Origin of the sequence: Brevundimonas sp., assembly GCF_036677305.1 — a bacterium.
Taxonomy (GTDB): domain Bacteria; phylum Pseudomonadota; class Alphaproteobacteria; order Caulobacterales; family Caulobacteraceae; genus Brevundimonas.
Window position 1 is genome coordinate 1 of the sequence record NZ_JAKFEB010000226.1, and the last position, 18329, is coordinate 18329.

Consider the following 18329-nt stretch of genomic DNA (forward strand, 5'->3'; position numbering starts at 1 on the left):
CGCCTGCTGGCGGAAGGTCTCATAGCGCCGGTCGCCCTCCAGCGACGCCAGGGCCCGGCGGTTGGACTCCGCCACGAAGGCCATGGCCTCGGCCCCATTAACCTCTTCCAGCGCCAGATGATCGTCCGCGGCCCGCACGCCCGCAGGCGTCAGGTCGGCCGGCATATGCGGCGGCGGCAGGCGGAGGCGATCCTGACGGCGACCGACCGGATTCCGGGTCCGAGCTTCCTCGGCGAGGGCATCGGAAACTTCTGGCAGGACGCGGCCAATCCGAAGGGGATCTGGCGGCGCACGACGCTGGAGAGCTATCGCTCTGCCAATACACGGTGGGAGACGATGCTGGACATCGACGCCCTGTCGCGGGCCGAGGGCAAGGACTGGGTCTGGAAGGGCGCCGACTGCCTGGCGCCGGACGAGACGCGGTGCCTGGTCAGCCTGTCCGACGGCGGCAAGGACGCGGTCGTGGTGCGCGAGTTCAACACCGCCACCGGGCTGTGGGTCGAGGACGGTTTCATCCTGCCCGAGGGCAAGCACCGGCTGGAATGGCTGGACCGCGACACGCTGCTGGTGGCCACGGACTTCGGCCCCAACACCCTGACGGAGTCGGGCTACCCCTTCATCGTCAAATCGCTGAAACGCGGCCAGACGCTGGCGCAGGCGACGGAGGTCTATCGCGGCGACATCGGCGACGGGGGGTATGGGGTCAGTCCCAATGTCTACCGGAACGGCGACGGCGCCGTGCTGGCGGTTCTGATCCAGCGGCCCCTCGATACGTTCCGGGCGGAGACTTGGGAGCTTCGGGGCGCGATCGCGCACCGGCTGCAGCTTCCCGAACGGGTCAATGTCCGGGGAGTTCTCGGTCAGATGCTGGTTCTGACGCTCGACGAAGACTGGTCGCGAGCCGGCCGGTCGTGGAAGGCGGGCTCTCTGGTCGCGGCCGATCTGGCCCGGCTGCGCACTGTTCCCGGCCCCGGCGATCTGCCCTCCCGAATCCCTGACGAGGTCCTGTTCGCGCCTGACGAGCGGCAGTCGATCGAGGACGTGGCGGTGCTGGACGACGGCGATGTCGTTGCGACCCTGTACGACAACGTCCGGGGGCGGCTGGTGGTGTTCGAGCGTGGCCAAGCCGGCTGGCATGAGCGGAATGTTCCTGTACCGGACAATGTGGCCGTCAGCCTTGGCGATACGTCACGCAATACCGGCCGGTTCTTCTACTCCGTCGAAGGCTTCCTGACGCCCTCGACGCTAAGTCTCGCCAATACGCAGACCGGGGCGACGGAAACGCTCCGCGCTGCCCCCGCCCGCTTCGACGCCTCGACCCATGTGGTGGAGCAGTTCGAGGCGACGTCGTCGGACGGGACGAAGATTCCCTATTTCGTGGTGCGGCCGAAGGATCTGGTGATGGACGGCCATGCGCCGACGATCATCTATGGCTACGGCGGGTTCCAGGTGTCCAAGCCGCCGATCTACATCCCCGAGATGGGCAAGCTGTGGCTCGAGAACGGCGGCGTCTATGTCAACGCCAACATCCGCGGCGGCGGCGAGTTCGGACCGGCCTGGCACCAGAGCGTGCTGAAGGAACACCGCCAGCTGGCCTTCGACGACTATGCGGCCGTCGCGCGCGACCTGCAGACGCGGGGCATCACCTCGCCGCGCCGGACGGGCATCTACGGCCGGTCGAACGGCGGGGTGCTGACCTCGGTGGCCGTGACCCAGCATCCGGAGCTGATCAATGCCGCGGTGATCGAAAGCCCGCTGATCGACATGCTGCGCTATCACGAACTGCCCGCGGGCGCGTCGTGGATCGGCGAATACGGCGACCCGCGCATCCCGGAAGAGGCGGCCTATATCGCCCGCTATTCGGCCTATCAGCAGCTTCGTCCGGACACGGAGTATCCGCGCGTCTACATCACCACCAACACGCGGGACGACCGGGTGCATCCGGGGCATGCGCGCAAATTCGCCGCGCGGCTGGGCGAGCAGGGGCACGACCACCTCTATTACGAGGAGACGTCGGGCGGGCACTCCAACGACGCCGATCCGGTGGCCAACGCGCGCCGCTGGGCAAGGCACTATGTGTATCTGAGCCAGCAGTTGATGGACTGAGGAAACTCCGCGCAGCCCTCCCGGCCGTCATCCTCGGGCTTGACCCGAGGATCAGAGGCGGGTGGCGGGCTGTGCGGCAGGGACGGCCCTGCGAGCGTGGTCGTGCAATCCCTGCGGAGCACCGGACAGTCTGATCCTCGGGTCAAGCCCGAGGATGACGGTGTGAAACGGGATGGCGGCCCGGGAAGACTCAGGCCGGTTCCAGCACCTTGGCCTTCTTGGGCTTGGCCGCCTTGGCCGGCTTCTCGGCCTTGGGCGCCTTGCCGGACTTGTCCGCCTTCTTCGCCAGCTTCTCGGCCTTCTTCGCCTCGCGGGCGGCCTTCCTGGCGGCGCGGGCCTCGGCCCGGGCCTTGTCGGGGGCGGCGTCCGCCTCGCCGGCCAGTTCGGACAGCAGGTCCAGGAAGCCGTCCCGCTTGCTCTTGGGCAGGAGGGCCAGGATCCGCTTGTCGGCGGCCTCGACCTTCGGGCGGGCGGCGTCCAGGGCGGCCTGACCGGCGGCCGACAGGCGCACGGCCTTGGCGCGGGCGTCGACCACGGACTTCTCGCGGTCAAGCAGGCCCTTGACCGTCATGCGCGAGACCAGATCGGCGAGGGTCGAGCGGTCGATGCCGGTGGCGCGGACCAGATCGGTCTGGGTCAGGCCGGACTTGTGGCTGACGGCCTCAAGGACGGCGAACTGGCGCTGGGTCAGACCATCCGCGCCCGTCTCTTCCGAATAGATGTCGAGCGCCAGCTGCAATGCGCGGTGAATCAGGTGGCTGGGCGAGCCGCCCAGACCGCCGCTGCGTCTCGCCTTGTTTCCGGACTTGACCATCGACCGTATCCCCTCGGTGTGACGCTACAGGTAGCAGCCGCGTTTTACGGTTTGACGACGGACGATACGCCCGGGCCGAAACCCCGCCTATAGGCCGGAGTCCGGAGAGACGGGTCCGGGTTCCTCGTCCCTGATCAGGTGTTTGAGGATGTAGGGGATCTGCAGCAGGCCGAAGACGCAGGCGGCGATCCAGATGAAGCCGCGGAAGGCGACCCATGTGTCATCCGTCTGGGTGCGCCAGACGATCTCGTTGGCGACGGCGATCGTCGCGAAATACAGGCCGTAGCGGAGCGTCAGCCCGCGCCAGGCGTCGTCGGTGACCTTGATGGAGTCGCCCAGCAGATATTTGAACGGGTATTTTCCCAGCGGCAGCGAACCCAGAAGCACGGCGGCCAGCAGGCCGTTCTGTATGCTGAGCTTGATCTTCAGCAGCGACGGATCGTGGAAGAACAGGGTCAGGCCGCCGAAGATCAGGGCGAAGCCGCCGGCCAGCAGGGGCAGGGGCGCCAGACGCCGCTCGACCGCATAGCCGACGATCAGGGCGATGGCCGAGGCGGCGACCAGCACCCAGGTCGCCTGGACCATGGCCTCGCGCCCGTCCAGGCCGCGCACGCGCAGGAAGACATAGGCGCCGGCGAAGGCGACCAGGGCCCCGAAGTCGACGGCCTGACGAATCCAGGCGCGATTGTTGGCGGACGATCCCTCGGAGTGGGCGGGCGGCGTGTCGGTCATGTCAGTCCTCGAGCCCCACCAGAGATCTTGAAAAGGCTCGCGCGTCGAAGGGTTGCAGGTCGTCGATGCCTTCGCCGACGCCGATCAGCTTGATCGGGGCGTCCGAGGCCTGGGCGACGGGGACGAGGACCCCGCCGCGCGCGGTGCCGTCCAGCTTGGTCATGACCAGTCCGGAGACATAGGCGGTGCGGCCGAAGATCTGTTCCTGGGCGAGGGCGTTGCGCCCGACGGTGGCGTCGAGCACGAGAAGCGTCTCATGCGGGGCCTCGGGGTCGATCTTCTTCAGCACCCGGACGATCTTGAGCAATTCGTCCATCAGGGCGGACTTGTTCTGCAGCCGGCCGGCGGTGTCGATCAGAACGACGTCGAAGCCCTCGGCCCTGGCCCGGGTGTAGGCGTCGAAGGCGAGGCCCGCGGGGTCGGCGCCGTCGCGGCGACTTTCGAAGGTGGCGCCGGCGCGTTCGGACCAGACCTTCAGCTGTTCGCGGGCGGCGGCGCGGAAGGTGTCGCAGGCCACGATCATGACCTTGGCGCCCTGGGACGTCAGATCGGCGGCGATCTTGCCCAGGGTGGTGGTCTTGCCCGAGCCGTTGACGCCGACGAACAGGGTGACGAAGGGGCGGGGGCCGTTGAGCGGCTCGTAGCGGGCCTCGTGGTTGACCAGTTCGGAGGCGACGGCCTCGGCCAGGGCCTCCTTGACCTCGCGCTCGTTGGCGCCGCCCCCGAAGCGCAGTTCGCGGAAGCGGGCGACGATGCGGTCGGTGGCGGCGGGCCCCAGATCGCTTTCCAGCAGGTGCTCTTCCAGCTGGTCGAGCGCGGCCTCGCTGAGCGGTTCCTTGACGAAGGCGGCGACGACCTGCTCGGTCATCTGTTTGGAGGAGCGGGAAAGTCCCTCGCTCAGCCGCGAGAGCCAGCCCTTTTTCGGCGTATCGTTCATGTCTTGGCTTTAGCGGGGCAATGCGGGCGCGTCACCCGCTCAATCCCGATACCCTCCAACCCCGTCATCCTCGGGCTTGACCCGAGGATCAGACGTCGTGCCGGGCTGTGCGCCGGGGGGCGGCCGGGCGAGGGTGGTCCGGCAGTCCCCGACGGAGCACCGGACGGTCTGGCCCTCGGGTCAAGCCCGAGGGTGACGGTGCGGAGGAGGGGAGCGGGGCGCAAGGACACCATGAGTGACCCCGGCGCGTTGTCACGCTAGAACGCCCTGAGCTCAGGATCACAGCCTTGCCCAAGACCCACCCGTTCCATTCCTCCCGCACCCACGGCTTCGTGCGCGTGGCCGCCGCGACGCCGGTCGTGCACATCGCCGATCCGGCCGCCAATGCGGAGGAGCACGCCGCCCTGATCCGTCAGGCGGGCGAACAGGGCGTGGATCTGATCGTCTTTCCGGAGCTGTCGCTGAGCGGCTACGCCATCGACGACCTGCTGATGCAGGACGCCCTGCTGGCCGAGGTGGAGCGCCAGATCGTCGAGCTGGCCGATGTCGCGGACGAGGCGGGGGTGGTCGCCGTGATCGGCGCGCCGGTCCGGAACGGCGATGTACTCTACAACTGCGCCGTGGTGCTCGGGTCGGGGGCGGTGCTTGGGGTCGTGCCCAAGACCTATCTGCCGAACTATCGCGAATATTACGAGAAGCGCTGGTTCGCGCCGGCGGCCAGCCGGTCCGAGGACCTGATCGTGCTCAACGGCGAGACGATCGATTTTGCGCCGGGTCTGGTGTTCGAGGCGGCCAACCGTCCGGGCTTCGTCTTCGCCGCCGAGATTTGCGAGGACTTCTGGGCGCCGCTGCCGCCCTCGACGCGGGCGGCGCTGGCGGGCGCGCGGATCCTGCTGAACCTGTCGGCGTCCAACATCGTCATCGGCAAGGCCGACGAGCGCGCCGTGCTGTGCGCCAGCCAGTCGACGCGGGCGCAGGCGGCCTATGTCTTCACCGCCTCGGGCTGGGGCGAGAGCACCACCGACCTGGCCTGGGACGGTCAGGCGACGATCCACGAACTGGGCGCGAAACTGGCCGAGGGCGAACGGTTCTCGCTGGAGAGCCATCTGACGGTCGCCGACATCGATGTCGAGCGGATCGGCCTGGACCGGCTGCGCAACGGCACCTTCGCCGACTGCGCGCGCATCGAGGGCGAGCCGGCGACGGTGGTGCCGTTCGAGGCTTATGAGGGCGCCGCATCGGGCGACCTGATCCGGCCGCTGGACCGCTTCCCCTTCGTGCCGGACGACCCGGCGCGGCTGGACCAGGACTGCTACGAGGCCTTCAACATCCAGGTGCAGGGTCTGATGCGCCGGATGAAGGCGACGAACGGCGAACGGGTCGTGATCGGCGTCTCGGGCGGGCTGGATTCGACCCAGGCCCTGCTGGTCGCCTGCCGGGCCTTCGACCGGCTGAAGCTGCCGCGATCGAACATCCTGGGCTTCACCCTGCCGGGATACGCGACCTCGGAAGGGACCAGGTCGAACGCCTGGCGGCTGATGAAGGCGCTGGGCGTCACGGGGTCCGAGATCGACATCCGTCCGGCCGCGACCCAGATGCTGGGCGACATCGGCCACGCCTTCGCCATGGGCGAGCCGGTGCACGACATCACTTTCGAGAATGTGCAGGCCGGTCTGAGGACGGACTATCTGTTCCGGCTGGCCAACCAGCACCGCGCCTTCGTGCTGGGCACCGGCGATCTGTCCGAACTGGCGCTGGGCTGGGCGACCTATGGCGTCGGCGACCATATGAGCCACTACAACGTCAACGGCGGGGTGGCGAAGACGCTGATCCGGCACCTGATCCGCTGGGTGGCGGCGAAGGAGCATTCGGGCGACGCCGCGGCGGTGCTGAACGCCATTCTGGAAACCGAGATTTCGCCCGAACTGGTGCCGGCCGGCGCCGACGGGAAGATCCAGTCGACGGAGGGGACGGTAGGGCCGTACGCCCTGAACGACTTCTTCCTGTTCTATATTTCGCGCTTCGGGCTGAAGCCGTCGAAGGTGGCGTATCTGGCGCATCAGGCGTGGAAGGATACAACTGGCGGGCTCTGGCCGACGGCCATGCCGGAGGCCGAGCGGGTCGCCTACGACCTGCCGGTCATCAAGGCGTGGTTGCGCAAATTCCTGATCCGCTTCTTCCAGACCAGTCAGTTCAAACGCTCGGCCATGCCCAACGGGCCCAAGGTGGTGACGGGCGGCTCGCTGTCGCCGCGCGGCGACTGGCGCGCCCCGTCGGACGCGACGGCGCGGGTCTGGCTGGACGAGCTGGACGCGAACGTTCCGGACTGAGGGAGTGGCTGGTGGCTGGTGGCTGGTGGCTGGTGGCTAGTGGCTGGCCGCCGCCTGCGCGGCCGTGCTGACCGCGTCGCCCTTCCGCCGTCCGTGAAACTACAATCGCTAGCCACTAGCCACCAGCCACTTCGCTACGGCAGCTCGTTCAGGAACGGGAAGATCGCCGCCTTGACCTCGGGTTCGTCCAGCATGGGGGCGTGGCCGACGCCGGGGGCCTCGACATAGTCCATTTTCGGGGCGCGCTTGCGCATCTTCGCGGCGATGTCGGCGGTCAGCAGGTCCGAGGTCTCGCCCCGCACCAGCAGGACGGGGCGGCCCCGGGTCAGGCGGGTGAACATGGGCCACAGGTTGGGGACCAGCGCCTTGGCCCCCGCGGCCCGGATCGGCACGGCGATGTCGGGATCGTAGTCGAGAACCGGCGCGCCCTCGGCGCCGATGCGGAAGACCCGCCGGGCGAAGGCGTCCCATTGGGCGTCCGTGTAGTGGGGGAAGGCGACGGCGTTGTGCAGCTTCACATAGGCCGCGGCCTCGGGCCAGCCGGGGGTGTCGACGGGCTGGCCGGAATAGGCGGCGATGCGCATCAGCCCCTCCTTCGCCACCTCGGGGCCGATGTCGTTGAGGATGGCGCCGGCGATGACCTTCGAGCGGATCGCGGCGACGGCCATGGTGATCAGCCCGCCCATGGAGGTGCCGAGGAAGACGGCGCGCTCGACGCCGCCCTGTTTCAGCAGGGCCAGCACGTCCTGGGCGTAGGTCGCGGGCTGGTAGGTCATCGGATCGGGCGCGCGGTCGGACCGCCCCCGGCCCCGGATGTCGACGGCCAGGACGCGGCGGCCGCTCTGGGCGATCAGGGGGGCGATGGCGTCGAAATCGGCGGAGTTGCGCGTCAGGCCGTGGATGGCGACGACCGGCAGCTTCGCCGGGCCGGGGCCCGCCGCATAGTCGCGGGCGTAGAGGCTGAGGCCGTCGGCGCTGGTCCAGCGGCGGTCGGCGAAGGTCTTGGACATGCAGGGCTCCGGGACGTCGTACCGCAGCCTATTTCATCGGAGCGGGAAATCCCACATCGGGTCGTCGCCCTAGTGGCCCAGCAGGTCCCGGACGAAGGCGTCGAGGTTGCCGCCCTCGAATTGGAAGCCCGGCACGCCGGCGCGGCGGGCGGCCTCCATGTCGGAAGGCTGGTCGCCGATCATGAAGCTCTTCGCCGGATCGATGTGGTGGTCGGCGATGGCGCGCAGGATCATGCCGGGATTGGGTTTCCGGTCCGGGTGGTCGGGGTGGATCCAGGCCTCGACCCGGCCTTCCGAATGGAAGGGGCAGGCGTAGACGGCGCCGATGATGGCGCCCTTGCCGGCCAGCCGCCGCACGATCAGGGCGTTGAAGGCCTTCATCTGGTCTTCGCTGAACAGGCCGCGCGCGACGCCGGACTGGTTGGTGACGATGACGCACAGATAGCCGAGCTGGTTCAGCCGGCGCACGGCCTCGGGCGCGCCGGGCACGAGGCGGAGGTGCTCTTCCAGATGGGGATAGCCGGTGTCCTCGATCAGGACGCCGTCGCGATCGAGAAACACGGCGGGAACGCCGGTGGTCATGGTCGGGTCGCATACGCCGCCGTACGCCTTCGTTGCAACCCGTCACGCGAAGTGACGGCGCGCGATTTGGCGTGGCCGCGACGGATTTGGTAGGAGGCGCGACCAAAGCGTCTCCCCCCGAGGGCTGACGCCGCCAGCGCCCGCGCGACCGGAGAGCGTCCGACATGTCCATTCCCTTCATCGACCTTCAGGCCCAGCGTCTTCGCCTGGACGGAAAGATCGAGGCCGCCGTGGCCGAGGCCGTGGTCGGCGGCGCCTGGGTCATGGGACCGCAGGTGCGGCAGTTCGAGGCCGATCTGGCCGCCTTCGGCCAGGCGAAGCACGCCCTGGGCTGCGCCAACGGCACGGACGCCCTGGCCCTGCCGCTGATGGCCTGGGGGATCGGGCGAGGCGATGCGGTCTTCGTGCCCAGCTTCACCTTCGCCGCCACCGCCGAGATCGTGCCCTGGTTCGACGCCGAGCCGGTCTTCATCGATGTGGACGCGAAGACCTACAACATGGACCCCGGCCACCTCGAGGCCGCCATCGAGGCGACCATCAAGGAAGGCCGGCTGAAGCCCCGCGTGGTCATCGCCGTCGACCTGTTCGGCCAGCCCGCCGACTATCCGGCCATCAAGGCGATCTGCGACAGGCACGGCCTCAAGCTGATTTCGGATTCGGCCCAGGGCTTCGGCTGCACCATCGGCGGCGAGCATCCGCTGAAATGGGCCGACATCACCACCACCAGCTTCTTCCCGGCCAAGCCGCTGGGCTGCTACGGCGACGGCGGGGCGGTGCTGACCAATGACGACGACCTGGCCCAGCTGATCGATTCCATCCGCGTGCACGGCAAGGCGGTGGCGCGCGATCTGGAAGGCAAGACCTTCGACCACGATCCCAAATATCTGAACATGCGCATCGGCCTGAACAGCCGTCTGGACACCATCCAGGCCGCCGTCCTGATCGAGAAGCTGAAGGTGTTCGGTCAGGAGATCGAATGGCGCAACCGGATCGCGGCCCGATACAACGAGGGCCTGCGCGCCCATGTGGCCGCCCTGCCGGACGTGCCGGCCGGCAATGTCTCCAACTGGGCGCAGTACACCATCGAGCACGAGGACCGGGATGGTCTGGCGGCGCATCTGAAGGAACAGGGCGTGCCGACGGCGGTGTACTATCCGATCCCGCTGCACCTGCAGCCGGCCTATGACATGTATCCGCGCGGGCCGCAGGGCCTGCCGGTGACCGAGCGGCTGATGCAGCGGGTGATCAGCCTGCCCATGCACGCGGACCTCGACGAGGCGACGCAGGACAGGATCATCGCGGCGGTCGCCTCGTTCAAAAAATGATAGGACCGTCATGCCGGTTTCGCCTGCGGCGCCCCGGAATGACGGCGAGGAAAGAGCATGAATCATCCCACCCCCCTCAAGGTCGGCGTCGCCGGCGTCGGCGTCATGGGGCGCAACCACGCCCGCGTGCTGTCGGACATCCGCGACTTCGAACTGACCGCCGTCTTCGATCCGGATGCCGCCACGGCCGACGGGGTCGCGGGCCTGTACGAGGCGCAGGCCTTCACCACGGCGGCGGACTTCGTCGCGGCAGGGCTGGACGCCGCCGTGGTCGCCACGCCGAACCGGCACCATGCCGAACTGGGCGTCGCCCTGCTGGAGAAGGGCGTCCACGTCCTGGTCGAGAAGCCGATCGCCGCCACCGTCGCCGACGCCCAGCGGATGATCGACGCCGCGAAGGCGAACAACCGGGTGCTGATGGTCGGCCAGGTCGAGCGGTTCAATCCGGCCGTGGACGCCGTGAAGCGGGCCATCGAGGGCGAGGACGTGATCTCGATCCAGATCACCCGCGTCGGCCCCTTCCCGCCGCGCATGGGCGAGGTCGGGGTGGTCATCGACCTGGCGGTGCACGACATCGACATCATCCGCCATCTGACGGATTCGGAGATCGTCGAGGTCCAGCCGCAGCTGGCCCGGACGAAGGCCGAGCGCGAGGACACGGCCCTGCTGCAATTCCGCCTGGCCAACGGGACCATCGCCCACATCACCACCAACTGGGTCACGCCCTACAAGGTGCGGACGCTGCAGGTCGCCACCATGGGCAAGTTCGTGGTCGCCGACCTGATCACCCGTCAGGTCACGGAGTATTTCGGCCAGCAGCCCGACGGCTCGTACCAGACCCGGGCGGTGAACAGCTGGCCCGCCGAGCCGCTGAAGAAGGAGCTGGAGGCCTTCGCCCATGCGATCCGCACCGGTGAAGCCCCGGCGGTGACGGGCGAGGACGGACTGCGCAATCTGGAAGTGGCCCTGAGGTGTCTGGGCGAGGGGTGAACCCTCCGCCCCGCCGACGCGTTATCGGCGCATGACCGAGATTCCTGTCACGCCCGCGCCCGGCGATGACGCCGACGACGCGCTCTGTCCCGGCTGCAACGGCACGGGCCTGGTCGGCGACCGGCCCTGCCCGACCTGTGAGGGATCCGGCCGGGTGGCGCCGGCGCGGGGGGACCGCTAGCCCTCGCCCACCACCTGCATCCCCAGCCATTCCGCGATCAGCGCGGGCTTTTCGGCGCCGTCGATCTCGACCGTGACCTCGTGCTTGAGCAGCCAGCGGCCGCCGCCCTTGTCCTCGGCGGAGAGCAGCTTGAACCGTCCCCGGACGTTCGAGCCCGCCCGCACCGGGGCGAGGAAGCGCAGTTTGTCGAAGCCGTAGTTGACGCCCATCACCACGCCTTCCAGCGGCGGCACGGCGTCATAGGTCATGGCCGACAGCAGGCTGAGGGTCAGGAAGCCGTGGGCGATGGTTCCGCCGAACGGGGTCTGCGCCGCCGCGACCGGGTCGATGTGGATGAACTGGCGGTCTTCCGTGATCTCGGCGAAGGCGTCGATACGGGCCTGGTCCACGGTGATCCAGCGGCTGACGCCGATCTCCTGACCGATCAGGCCGGGCAGGTCGGCGACGGGCGTGGGCGCGCCCCTGCGTTCGGTGCGGCTCATGGGCGTCTCCTCAGGCGATGGGGGTGAAGCGGTCTTCGATGATGGCGGCGAACAGGGCCGGATCGACATTGCCGCCCGACAGGACCAGGGCGGTGGCGCGGCCCTTCGTCTCGACCTTGCCGGCCAGGACGGCGGCCAGCGACACGGCGCCGCCGGGCTCGACCACCAGTTTCAGCACGCGGAAGGCGTAGCGGACGGCCTCGGCGACCTCGGCGTCGGAGACGGTCTCGACGCGGTCAATGCGGCGGTTGATGGGGAAGGTCAGCTCGCCCGGGCGGTCGGTCATCAGGGCGTCGCAGATGGTGCCGGGCGCCGGGGCGTAGGTCATCCGCTGGCCGGCGGCGATCGACAGCTGCATGTCGTTGTAGTGTTTCGGTTCGACGGCGATCACCGGCGCGTGCGGCGCCTGGGCCGCCATGGCCAGATTGATGCCGGCGATCAGCCCGCCGCCCGAGGCGCCGCAGACCAGCTGGTCCAGCGGGGCGATGCCGAGGGCCTTGGCCTGGTCGATGATCTCGAGGCCGATCGTGCCCTGGCCCTCGATGACGAAGGGGTCGTCGAACGGGCGCACCAGCACCGAACCCCTCGATTCCGCGATCTCCTCGCCGATGGCCTCGCGGCTCTCGGTGTAGCGGTCGTACATCCGCACCTCGCCGCCGAAGGCGATGACGCCGTCGACCTTCACCTTCGGGCTGTCGGCGGGCATGACGATGATCGCCGTCGTGCCCACCATCCGGGCCGCGGCCGCCACGGCCTGGGCGTGGTTGCCGGAGGAATAGGCGACGACGCCGCGCGCCTTCTCGGCCTCGGTCAGGCGGCTGATGCGGTTGTAGGCTCCGCGGAATTTGAAGGCGCCGGCGACCTGCAGGGTCTCGGCCTTCATCAGGATGCGGCCGCCGGCGCGTTCGTTCAGGGCCGGGCTCTCGATCAGGGGCGTGCGCACGGCGTGGCCGGCGATCTGGCGGGCGGCGTCCTGAACGCCGGAGAAGGAGGCGATGTGCATGTCTCTCCATACCGCGTGAATTCCTCCCGGCGAAGCCGGGCTTTTGAGGCGGCAGCCGGGAGGTTCATCACAACGAGCACAACGAGGTCACGACGAACACGGCGGGATGGGAGGCTGGCGCGGGCCCCGTTGTGTCCTTTGTGACCTCGTTGTGCTCGTTGTGGTGAACCCTCCGGTCCAGGGCTGACCCAAGGTCTGCGGCTGCGCCGCGATGATCGGTTGAGTCTGCCGACCGCCGCTCTAACCTGCCCCCATGAAGTCTCTCATCCTCGCCATCGACCAGGGTACGACCTCGACCCGGGCCATCGCCTTCGAGACCGCGCCGGAGGGGGGGCTGAGGCCCGTGGCCGTCAGCCAGATCGAGCTGGAGCAGCATTTCCCGCATTCGGGCTGGGTCGAACATGACGCCGGGGAAATCTGGACGGCGACGCTGCAGACCTGCCGCGAGGTCATCCGCAAGGCGGGGGGCGTCTGGCGCTTCGCGGCCGTCGGCATCACCAACCAGCGCGAGACGTCCGTGCTGTGGGACGCGGAGACCGGCGAGCCGCTGCACCGCGCCATCGTCTGGCAGGACCGGCGCACCGCCGCCGCGACCGGCAAACTCGCCGCCGCGGGGCAGGAGCCGATGGTGCAGGCGGCGACGGGGCTGATCCTGGACCCCTATTTCTCGGCCTCGAAATTCGCCTGGCTGCTGGACGCGGTTCCGGGCGCGCGGGACCGGGCGGCGAAGGGCGAGGTCAAGGTCGGGACGATCGAGACCTGGCTGATCTGGAAGCTGACCGGCGGGACGAGCCATGTCACCGACGCCACCAACGCCAGCCGGACCTCGCTGATGGATCTCGGCACGCGGAAATGGCGGACCGATCTGGCCGAGCTGTTCCATGTGCCGATGGCGGTGCTGCCGGAAATCCGCGGTTGTGCGGACAAGATGGGCGACTGCGAGCCGTCGCTGTTCGGCGGCTCCCTGCCGATCCATGGCGCGGCGGGGGACCAGCAGGCGGCGCTGGTCGGACACGGGGCGCTGAAGGCCGGGGACGCCAAGATCACCTACGGGACCGGGGCGTTCCTGGTCGCCAATGTCGGCGGGGCGCCGGTCGGCTCGACCAGTCGGCTGCTGGGCACCCTCGGCTATGCCGTCGGGGACGATGTCGCTTATGCGCTGGAGGGGTCGATCTTCTCCGCCGGGTCGGCGATCCAGTGGCTGCGCGACGGGCTGAAGGTGATCAGCGAGTCGCGCCAGTCCGAGGCGATGGCGCAGGGGCTGAAGGACAACGGCGGGGTCTATCTGGTGCCCGGCTTCACCGGTCTGGGCGCGCCCTGGTGGGAGCCGGAGGCGCGGGGGACGATCACCGGTCTGACGCGCGACAGCGGGCCGGCGCATATGGTGCGGGCGGGGCTGGAGTCGCTGGCCTATCAGACCCGCGACCTGCTGGACGCCCTGGCCAAGGACGGGGCCCCGAAGCTGAAGGTGCTGAAGGTCGACGGCGGGGTGACCGCCAACGCCTTCGCCATGCAGTTCGTGGCCGACATCTGCGACGTCGTGGTCGAGCGGCCGGCGTTCCAGGAGATGACGGCGCTGGGGGCGGCCAAGCTGGCGGCGCTGGGCGTCGGCCTGATCGGCGATCTGGAGGACCACCCGGTCGATCCGCCGGCGCGCTGGACGCCGCGCATGGGGGCGGACGAGCGCGAACGGCTGCTGAAGGGCTGGCGCGGGGCGGTGCGGGCGGCCATCATCGCCGCCAACCCGGACGAAGCATGACCCAGACAGACCTTTCCGACGCCCAGGCGGCCTTTTCGGGCACGCGCGAGGTCGATCCCCGCTATGCGCTGGACGAGACTGCGCTGGATCGCTGGCTGTCGGCGAACGTCGAAGGGTACGCCGGACCGCTGACGGTGCGGCAGTTCAAGGGCGGCCAGTCCAACCCGACCTATGAGCTGACGACGCCGGGCCGGACCTATGTGCTGCGCCGCAAGCCGCCGGGGACGCTGCTGGCCAGCGCCCATGCGGTGGACCGCGAGTTCACGGTCATTTCGGCCCTGCATGCGCAGGGCTATCCTGTCGCCCGGCCCCATGCTCTGTGTACGGACGACGGCGTGATCGGCTCGATGTTCTACGTCATGGACAAGGTCGAGGGCCGGGTGCTGTGGGACCTGAAGCTGCCGGGGATGGAGCCGTCGGAACGGCGGGCCATCTATGAGGCGCAGGTCGATACGCTGGCCGCGCTGCACGCCTTCGATCCCGCCGCCATCGGGCTGGGCGACTACGGGCGGCCGGGCAACTATTTCGAGCGGCAGGTCGGGCGGTGGACGAAACAGTATCGGGCGTCCGAGATCGATCCGATCCCGGCCATGGACCGGCTGATCGAATTCCTGCCGGCGACCCTGCCGCCGGAGGGGCCGACGCGGATCGTGCATGGCGACTTCCGGCTGGACAACATGATCCTCGCCCCGGATGCGCCGCAGGTCAGGGCGGTGCTGGACTGGGAGCTGTCGACGCTGGGCGATCCGATGGCGGACTTTTCCTATCTGCTGATCGCCTGGGTGATCCCGGCGACGGCGCGGAATGGACTGGCGGGAGCCGATATCGAGGCGCTGGGGATTCCTTCGGTCGGGCAGACGGTCGAGCGTTATGCGCGGCTGACCGGGGCGACGCCGCAGAATCTGGACTGGCTGTTCGCCTACAATCTGTTCCGGCTGGCGGCCATCTGTCAGGGGATCGCGGGGCGGGTGCGCGACGGCACCGCCGCCAGCGAACACGCGCGGACCCTGGCGGCGCAGGTGCCGATGCTGGCCGCGGGGGCTTTGAGCTTCGCGAAGAAGGCGGGCGCCTGAGGCGATCCGCGGGCCGGAAGGTTCATCACAACGGACACGAAGGGCCACAAAGGACACGACGGGACCGGAGCTGTGTCGGGAGCAGCGCCCTGCTGCGGCGCATGTCCGGATTGCGGCGTACGCCGCGCCTATGGTTCCTCGGTGTGGGCCCTCCGAACCGACAGTCGCACAGGACCCGTTGTGTCCTTTGTGCCCTTCCTTTGTGTCCTTCGTGATGAACCAGCAATCGCTGGAGTCAGCGAGGCGGCAGGACGGCGCCGTTGAGGATGCGGCGGTCGGTCTTGCTCTGGACGAGAATGGCCACCGCCTGATCGGGGTCGCGCGCCGCAGGCAGGGCGTAGAGGCCCGGCTGGCCGGTCCAGTCGCCGAGGGTCCGGACCGAACGCACGACATTGGTGTGGCGCACGCTGCGGCCGCGGTTGTCGCCGCGCTGGATCTCCACCGTCTGCGGACCGGGCGTGTACATGACGGCCACGATCTCGGCTCCGCCGGCGGGAACCGTGCCCGAGCCGACGCCGACGCGGTCGCCGCTTTCACGGAACTCGATCTCGGGCGGGAAGATGCGGCGCGCGGCCTCCTCGTCGATGGCGGATTGAAGCGCGGCGCCGCCGGCGCCGACGACCTGGCGGCGGCCGTCGATCACGACCTGCGGGGTGGAGACGTCGCGCAGGCGCAGGGGGCGGCGATAGGCGCGCTGGCGCTGGGAGAATTCGGGCTTGGCGAAGGTGTCTTCCCAGCCGAGGTAGTCCCAGTAGTCGACGGCGTAGGTCAGGGCGATGACGCCGGGCTCGGCGGCCACGGCCTCGACGCGGGCGTTGGCCTCGGGGCAGCCGGCGCAGCCCTGGGCGGTGAACAGTTCGACGACGACAGGCTCGGGCGGCGGCGCATCGCGGTGGACGACGCGCCTGGGCGCCGGCTGGGCGCCCGCCGTCGCCGCCAGCAATGCGGCCGCCAGCGCGGCCGCAGGAATGGTCAAACCCCTCACCATGGCGGGGAGGTTAATCACGGCGGGCGAAAACGCGCCGCTCATTTTCGCGTGAAGGCCGAAAGGGCCGGTGGACCTAGATGCGGATGTCCAGCAGGGCGCCCGGGCGGGTCGGGCGTTCCTCGAAGGCGGCCGGGGTCGGCTGCGGCGCGGCGGCGCGCAGCGTCGGCTCGGCGGCCGGGCCCTCGGCCTTGTCCAGCGCCGCCTTGAAGAAGTCCGAGCGCGAGGCGCGCACGGGCGAGGCGCCGGGGGCGTGGGCGGGGAACAGGGTCGAGATCAGGTCGGGTCGAATCGCGCTCATGCCGACAGGGTTAATCAAAACCGTCGGAAATGGGTTAACGCGATGTTGCGGTCGGCAGCGGCCGGGGCGGGGCCTGGATGGCGGCGACCATACGCTCGATCTCGGCGTCGTCGACCAGGGGGCCGGAGGACTTGGCCACGACCTGGCCCATGGCGTTGACGGCGAAGGTCTCGGGCGCGCCGGTGATGCCCAGATCCAGCCCGGCCCGGCCGTCGCGGTCGACCAGCACCATGGAATAGGGATCGCCCAGTTCGTCGAGGAAGCGGCGGGTGTCGGCGGGGTCGTCCTTCCAGGCCACGCCGACGACGGCGACGCCGCGGGCCTTGAGCGCCATCAGCTTCGGATGTTCCACCCTGCAGGGCAGGCACCAGCTGGCGAAGACATTGACCAGCATGGGCTTGCCGACGCCGGCGGTCTTGAGGTCGACATGGCCGGGGCCGGGGATGACGCCGTTCAGGATCGGCAGGACGGTCTCGGGGACCGACTGGCCGACGAGGGCGTCGGGCTTGACCGCCGGATCGCGCTTCAGCGACCAGCCGATGAACAGGGCGGCCAGCGCGGCGAGGATGACCAGCGGGATGACGGAGAGCCAGCGGCTCATGATTTCGGCGCGTCCTTGTCGAGCTGTTTCAGTTCGGCGTTCCAGCGTCGGGCGGCGACCACGGCGCGGACGGCCAGGGCGGTCAGGACGACGGCGCTGATCCCCCAGGCGGGCCAGACGAAGGCGGCGTAGGCGCCCATGTCGAGGTCGATCATCTCAGGCCTCCTGGGCTCTTCGGGCGCGCAGGGCCAGGACCCGGCGGCGGACGATCTCGGTGCGGATCGCGGTGATCCAGACGGCGAGGAAGAAGACCCCGAAGGCGGCCATCATGGTCAGCAGCGGGGTCAGGAAGACGGCGGGCATGGCCGGGCCGTCGGCGCGCAGCAGCGAGGCCGGCTGATGCAGGGTGTTCCACCAGTCGACCGAGAATTTCACGATCGGCAGATTGACCAGACCCACCAGCCCCAGGACGGCGGCGGCGCGGGCGGCCTTGGCCTCGTCGTCGATCGAGGCGCGCAGGGCCATGTAGCCGAGGTAGAACAGGAACAGGATCAGCACCGACATCAGCCGCGCGTCGCCCCACGCCCACCAGGCGCCCCACATCGGCTTGCCCCACAGGCTGCCGGTGACCAGCGCCAGCAGGGTGTAGGCCGCCCCGGGCAGGGCCGCGGCCCGCGCCGCGGCGTCGGCCAGCGGATGGCGGAACACCAGGGCGAAGAAGCTGGAGACGCCCAGGGCCGCATAGATCATCAGCCCCACCGAGGCGGCGGGCACATGGACGAACATGATCCGCGCCGTGTCGCCCTGCTGATAGTCCTCGGGCGCGGCGAAGGCGAGCCAGGTCCCGACGGCCAGCAGCAGGCCGGCGAAGGCCCACAGCGCCGGGGTCAGCGGCCGGGTGAAGCGCAGGAAGCGGTCGGGGTTGGCGAGAAACATCAGGAGGTTCTTAGTGGGGACGCGGATGCTGTGCTAGAGCGCCTCGCTCGCAACCCTGAAGGCCCCGCCATGACTGACGATGTGACCAAGGACTCGAACGGCAACGTCCTGGCGGACGGCGACAGCGTGACCCTGATCAAGGACCTGAAGGTCAAGGGCTCGGGCGGGGTGACGCTGAAGCGCGGCACGCTGGTCAAGAACATCCGCCTGACCGGCGACACGGACGAGATCGAGGCCAATGT

Annotated in this window: 19 protein-coding genes; 7 read left to right on the top strand and 12 right to left on the bottom strand. The window is 69.3% G+C overall.

Translation table 11 applies throughout. From position 1 onward, the window contains the following. Nucleotides 1-165: 165 nt before the first annotated feature. Nucleotides 166-2106 (top strand): prolyl oligopeptidase family serine peptidase, encoded by a 1941-nt coding sequence (locus V6M42_RS12935; protein ID WP_332678846.1) that lies wholly within the window; start codon nt 166-168, stop codon nt 2104-2106. A 190-nt stretch (nt 2107-2296) separates the two neighbouring features. Here V6M42_RS12935 and V6M42_RS12940 read toward each other — a convergent pair whose 3' ends face one another. From V6M42_RS12940 to ftsY, 3 genes are all read right to left on the bottom strand, one after another. After that, nucleotides 2297-2920, bottom strand: a complete 624-nt coding sequence (locus V6M42_RS12940; RefSeq protein ID WP_332678848.1) for a MarR family winged helix-turn-helix transcriptional regulator — start codon at nt 2918-2920, stop codon at nt 2297-2299. A gap of 87 nt (nt 2921-3007) precedes the next feature. Next, nucleotides 3008-3652 carry an inner membrane-spanning protein YciB gene (locus tag V6M42_RS12945; protein WP_332678851.1) on the bottom strand — a complete coding sequence of 215 codons (645 nt, stop codon included), beginning with the start codon at nt 3650-3652 and terminating at the stop codon, nt 3008-3010. Nucleotide 3653: 1 nt separating this feature from the next. Next, entirely contained in the window at nt 3654-4589 is a 936-nt protein-coding gene (ftsY, locus tag V6M42_RS12950) for a signal recognition particle-docking protein FtsY (protein ID WP_332678853.1), read from the bottom strand. Between the two features lie 287 nt (nt 4590-4876). On the opposite strand from ftsY, the gene V6M42_RS12955 reads away from it, so the two are divergent. After that, nucleotides 4877-6919, top strand: a complete 2043-nt coding sequence (locus V6M42_RS12955; protein ID WP_332678855.1) for an NAD(+) synthase — start codon at nt 4877-4879, stop codon at nt 6917-6919. A 134-nt stretch (nt 6920-7053) separates the two neighbouring features. Here V6M42_RS12955 and V6M42_RS12960 read toward each other — a convergent pair whose 3' ends face one another. Next, nucleotides 7054-7929, bottom strand: a complete 876-nt coding sequence (locus V6M42_RS12960; RefSeq protein WP_332678856.1) for an alpha/beta fold hydrolase — start codon at nt 7927-7929, stop codon at nt 7054-7056. Nucleotides 7930-7998: 69 nt separating this feature from the next. Then, nucleotides 7999-8511: a D-glycero-alpha-D-manno-heptose-1,7-bisphosphate 7-phosphatase gene (locus tag V6M42_RS12965; RefSeq protein ID WP_332658687.1), complete on the bottom strand. Its 513-nt coding sequence runs from the start codon at nt 8509-8511 to the stop codon at nt 7999-8001. A gap of 164 nt (nt 8512-8675) precedes the next feature. Between V6M42_RS12965 and V6M42_RS12970 the strand changes: the two genes are divergently transcribed. Next, nucleotides 8676-9836 (top strand): DegT/DnrJ/EryC1/StrS family aminotransferase, encoded by a 1161-nt coding sequence (locus V6M42_RS12970; protein ID WP_332678858.1) that lies wholly within the window; start codon nt 8676-8678, stop codon nt 9834-9836. Between the two features lie 57 nt (nt 9837-9893). After that, nucleotides 9894-10826 (top strand): Gfo/Idh/MocA family protein, encoded by a 933-nt coding sequence (locus tag V6M42_RS12975; RefSeq protein WP_332678860.1) that lies wholly within the window; start codon nt 9894-9896, stop codon nt 10824-10826. A gap of 177 nt (nt 10827-11003) precedes the next feature. On the opposite strand, the gene V6M42_RS12980 is transcribed toward V6M42_RS12975, so the two are convergent. After that, nucleotides 11004-11489: a MaoC family dehydratase gene (locus tag V6M42_RS12980; protein ID WP_332678862.1), complete on the bottom strand. Its 486-nt coding sequence runs from the start codon at nt 11487-11489 to the stop codon at nt 11004-11006. Nucleotides 11490-11499: 10 nt separating this feature from the next. Then, nucleotides 11500-12492, bottom strand: a complete 993-nt coding sequence (locus V6M42_RS12985; protein WP_332657814.1) for a threonine ammonia-lyase — start codon at nt 12490-12492, stop codon at nt 11500-11502. Between the two features lie 253 nt (nt 12493-12745). On the opposite strand from V6M42_RS12985, the gene glpK reads away from it, so the two are divergent. Further along, on the top strand, nt 12746-14251 hold the full coding sequence (gene glpK, locus V6M42_RS12990) for a glycerol kinase GlpK (RefSeq protein ID WP_332678863.1): 1506 nt from the start codon (nt 12746-12748) through the stop codon (nt 14249-14251). After that, entirely contained in the window at nt 14248-15324 is a 1077-nt protein-coding gene (locus V6M42_RS12995) for a phosphotransferase family protein (protein WP_332678865.1), read from the top strand. Before glpK ends, V6M42_RS12995 begins: the two co-directional genes overlap by 4 nt. Nucleotides 15325-15559: 235 nt before the next feature. Here V6M42_RS12995 and V6M42_RS13000 read toward each other — a convergent pair whose 3' ends face one another. From V6M42_RS13000 to ccmC, 5 genes are all read right to left on the bottom strand, one after another. Beyond that, on the bottom strand, nt 15560-16309 hold the full coding sequence (locus V6M42_RS13000) for a DUF1223 domain-containing protein (protein ID WP_442880970.1): 750 nt from the start codon (nt 16307-16309) through the stop codon (nt 15560-15562). Nucleotides 16310-16385: 76 nt separating this feature from the next. Beyond that, nucleotides 16386-16610, bottom strand: coding sequence for a hypothetical protein (locus tag V6M42_RS13005; RefSeq protein ID WP_332657810.1), 225 nt, complete (start codon nt 16608-16610; stop codon nt 16386-16388). 34 nt (nt 16611-16644) lie between these two features. After that, nucleotides 16645-17211: a DsbE family thiol:disulfide interchange protein gene (locus V6M42_RS13010; protein WP_332678868.1), complete on the bottom strand. Its 567-nt coding sequence runs from the start codon at nt 17209-17211 to the stop codon at nt 16645-16647. Beyond that, nucleotides 17208-17366 (bottom strand): heme exporter protein CcmD, encoded by a 159-nt coding sequence (ccmD, locus tag V6M42_RS13015; protein ID WP_332657808.1) that lies wholly within the window; start codon nt 17364-17366, stop codon nt 17208-17210. The genes V6M42_RS13010 and ccmD overlap by 4 nt, the downstream gene beginning before the upstream one ends. A gap of 1 nt (nt 17367) precedes the next feature. Beyond that, nucleotides 17368-18087 (bottom strand): heme ABC transporter permease CcmC, encoded by a 720-nt coding sequence (ccmC, locus tag V6M42_RS13020; RefSeq protein WP_332678869.1) that lies wholly within the window; start codon nt 18085-18087, stop codon nt 17368-17370. 69 nt (nt 18088-18156) lie between these two features. On the opposite strand from ccmC, the gene V6M42_RS13025 reads away from it, so the two are divergent. Then, nucleotides 18157-18329: alkylphosphonate utilization protein (locus tag V6M42_RS13025; protein ID WP_332678871.1), on the top strand; the 173-nt coding region annotated here is incomplete at its 3' end.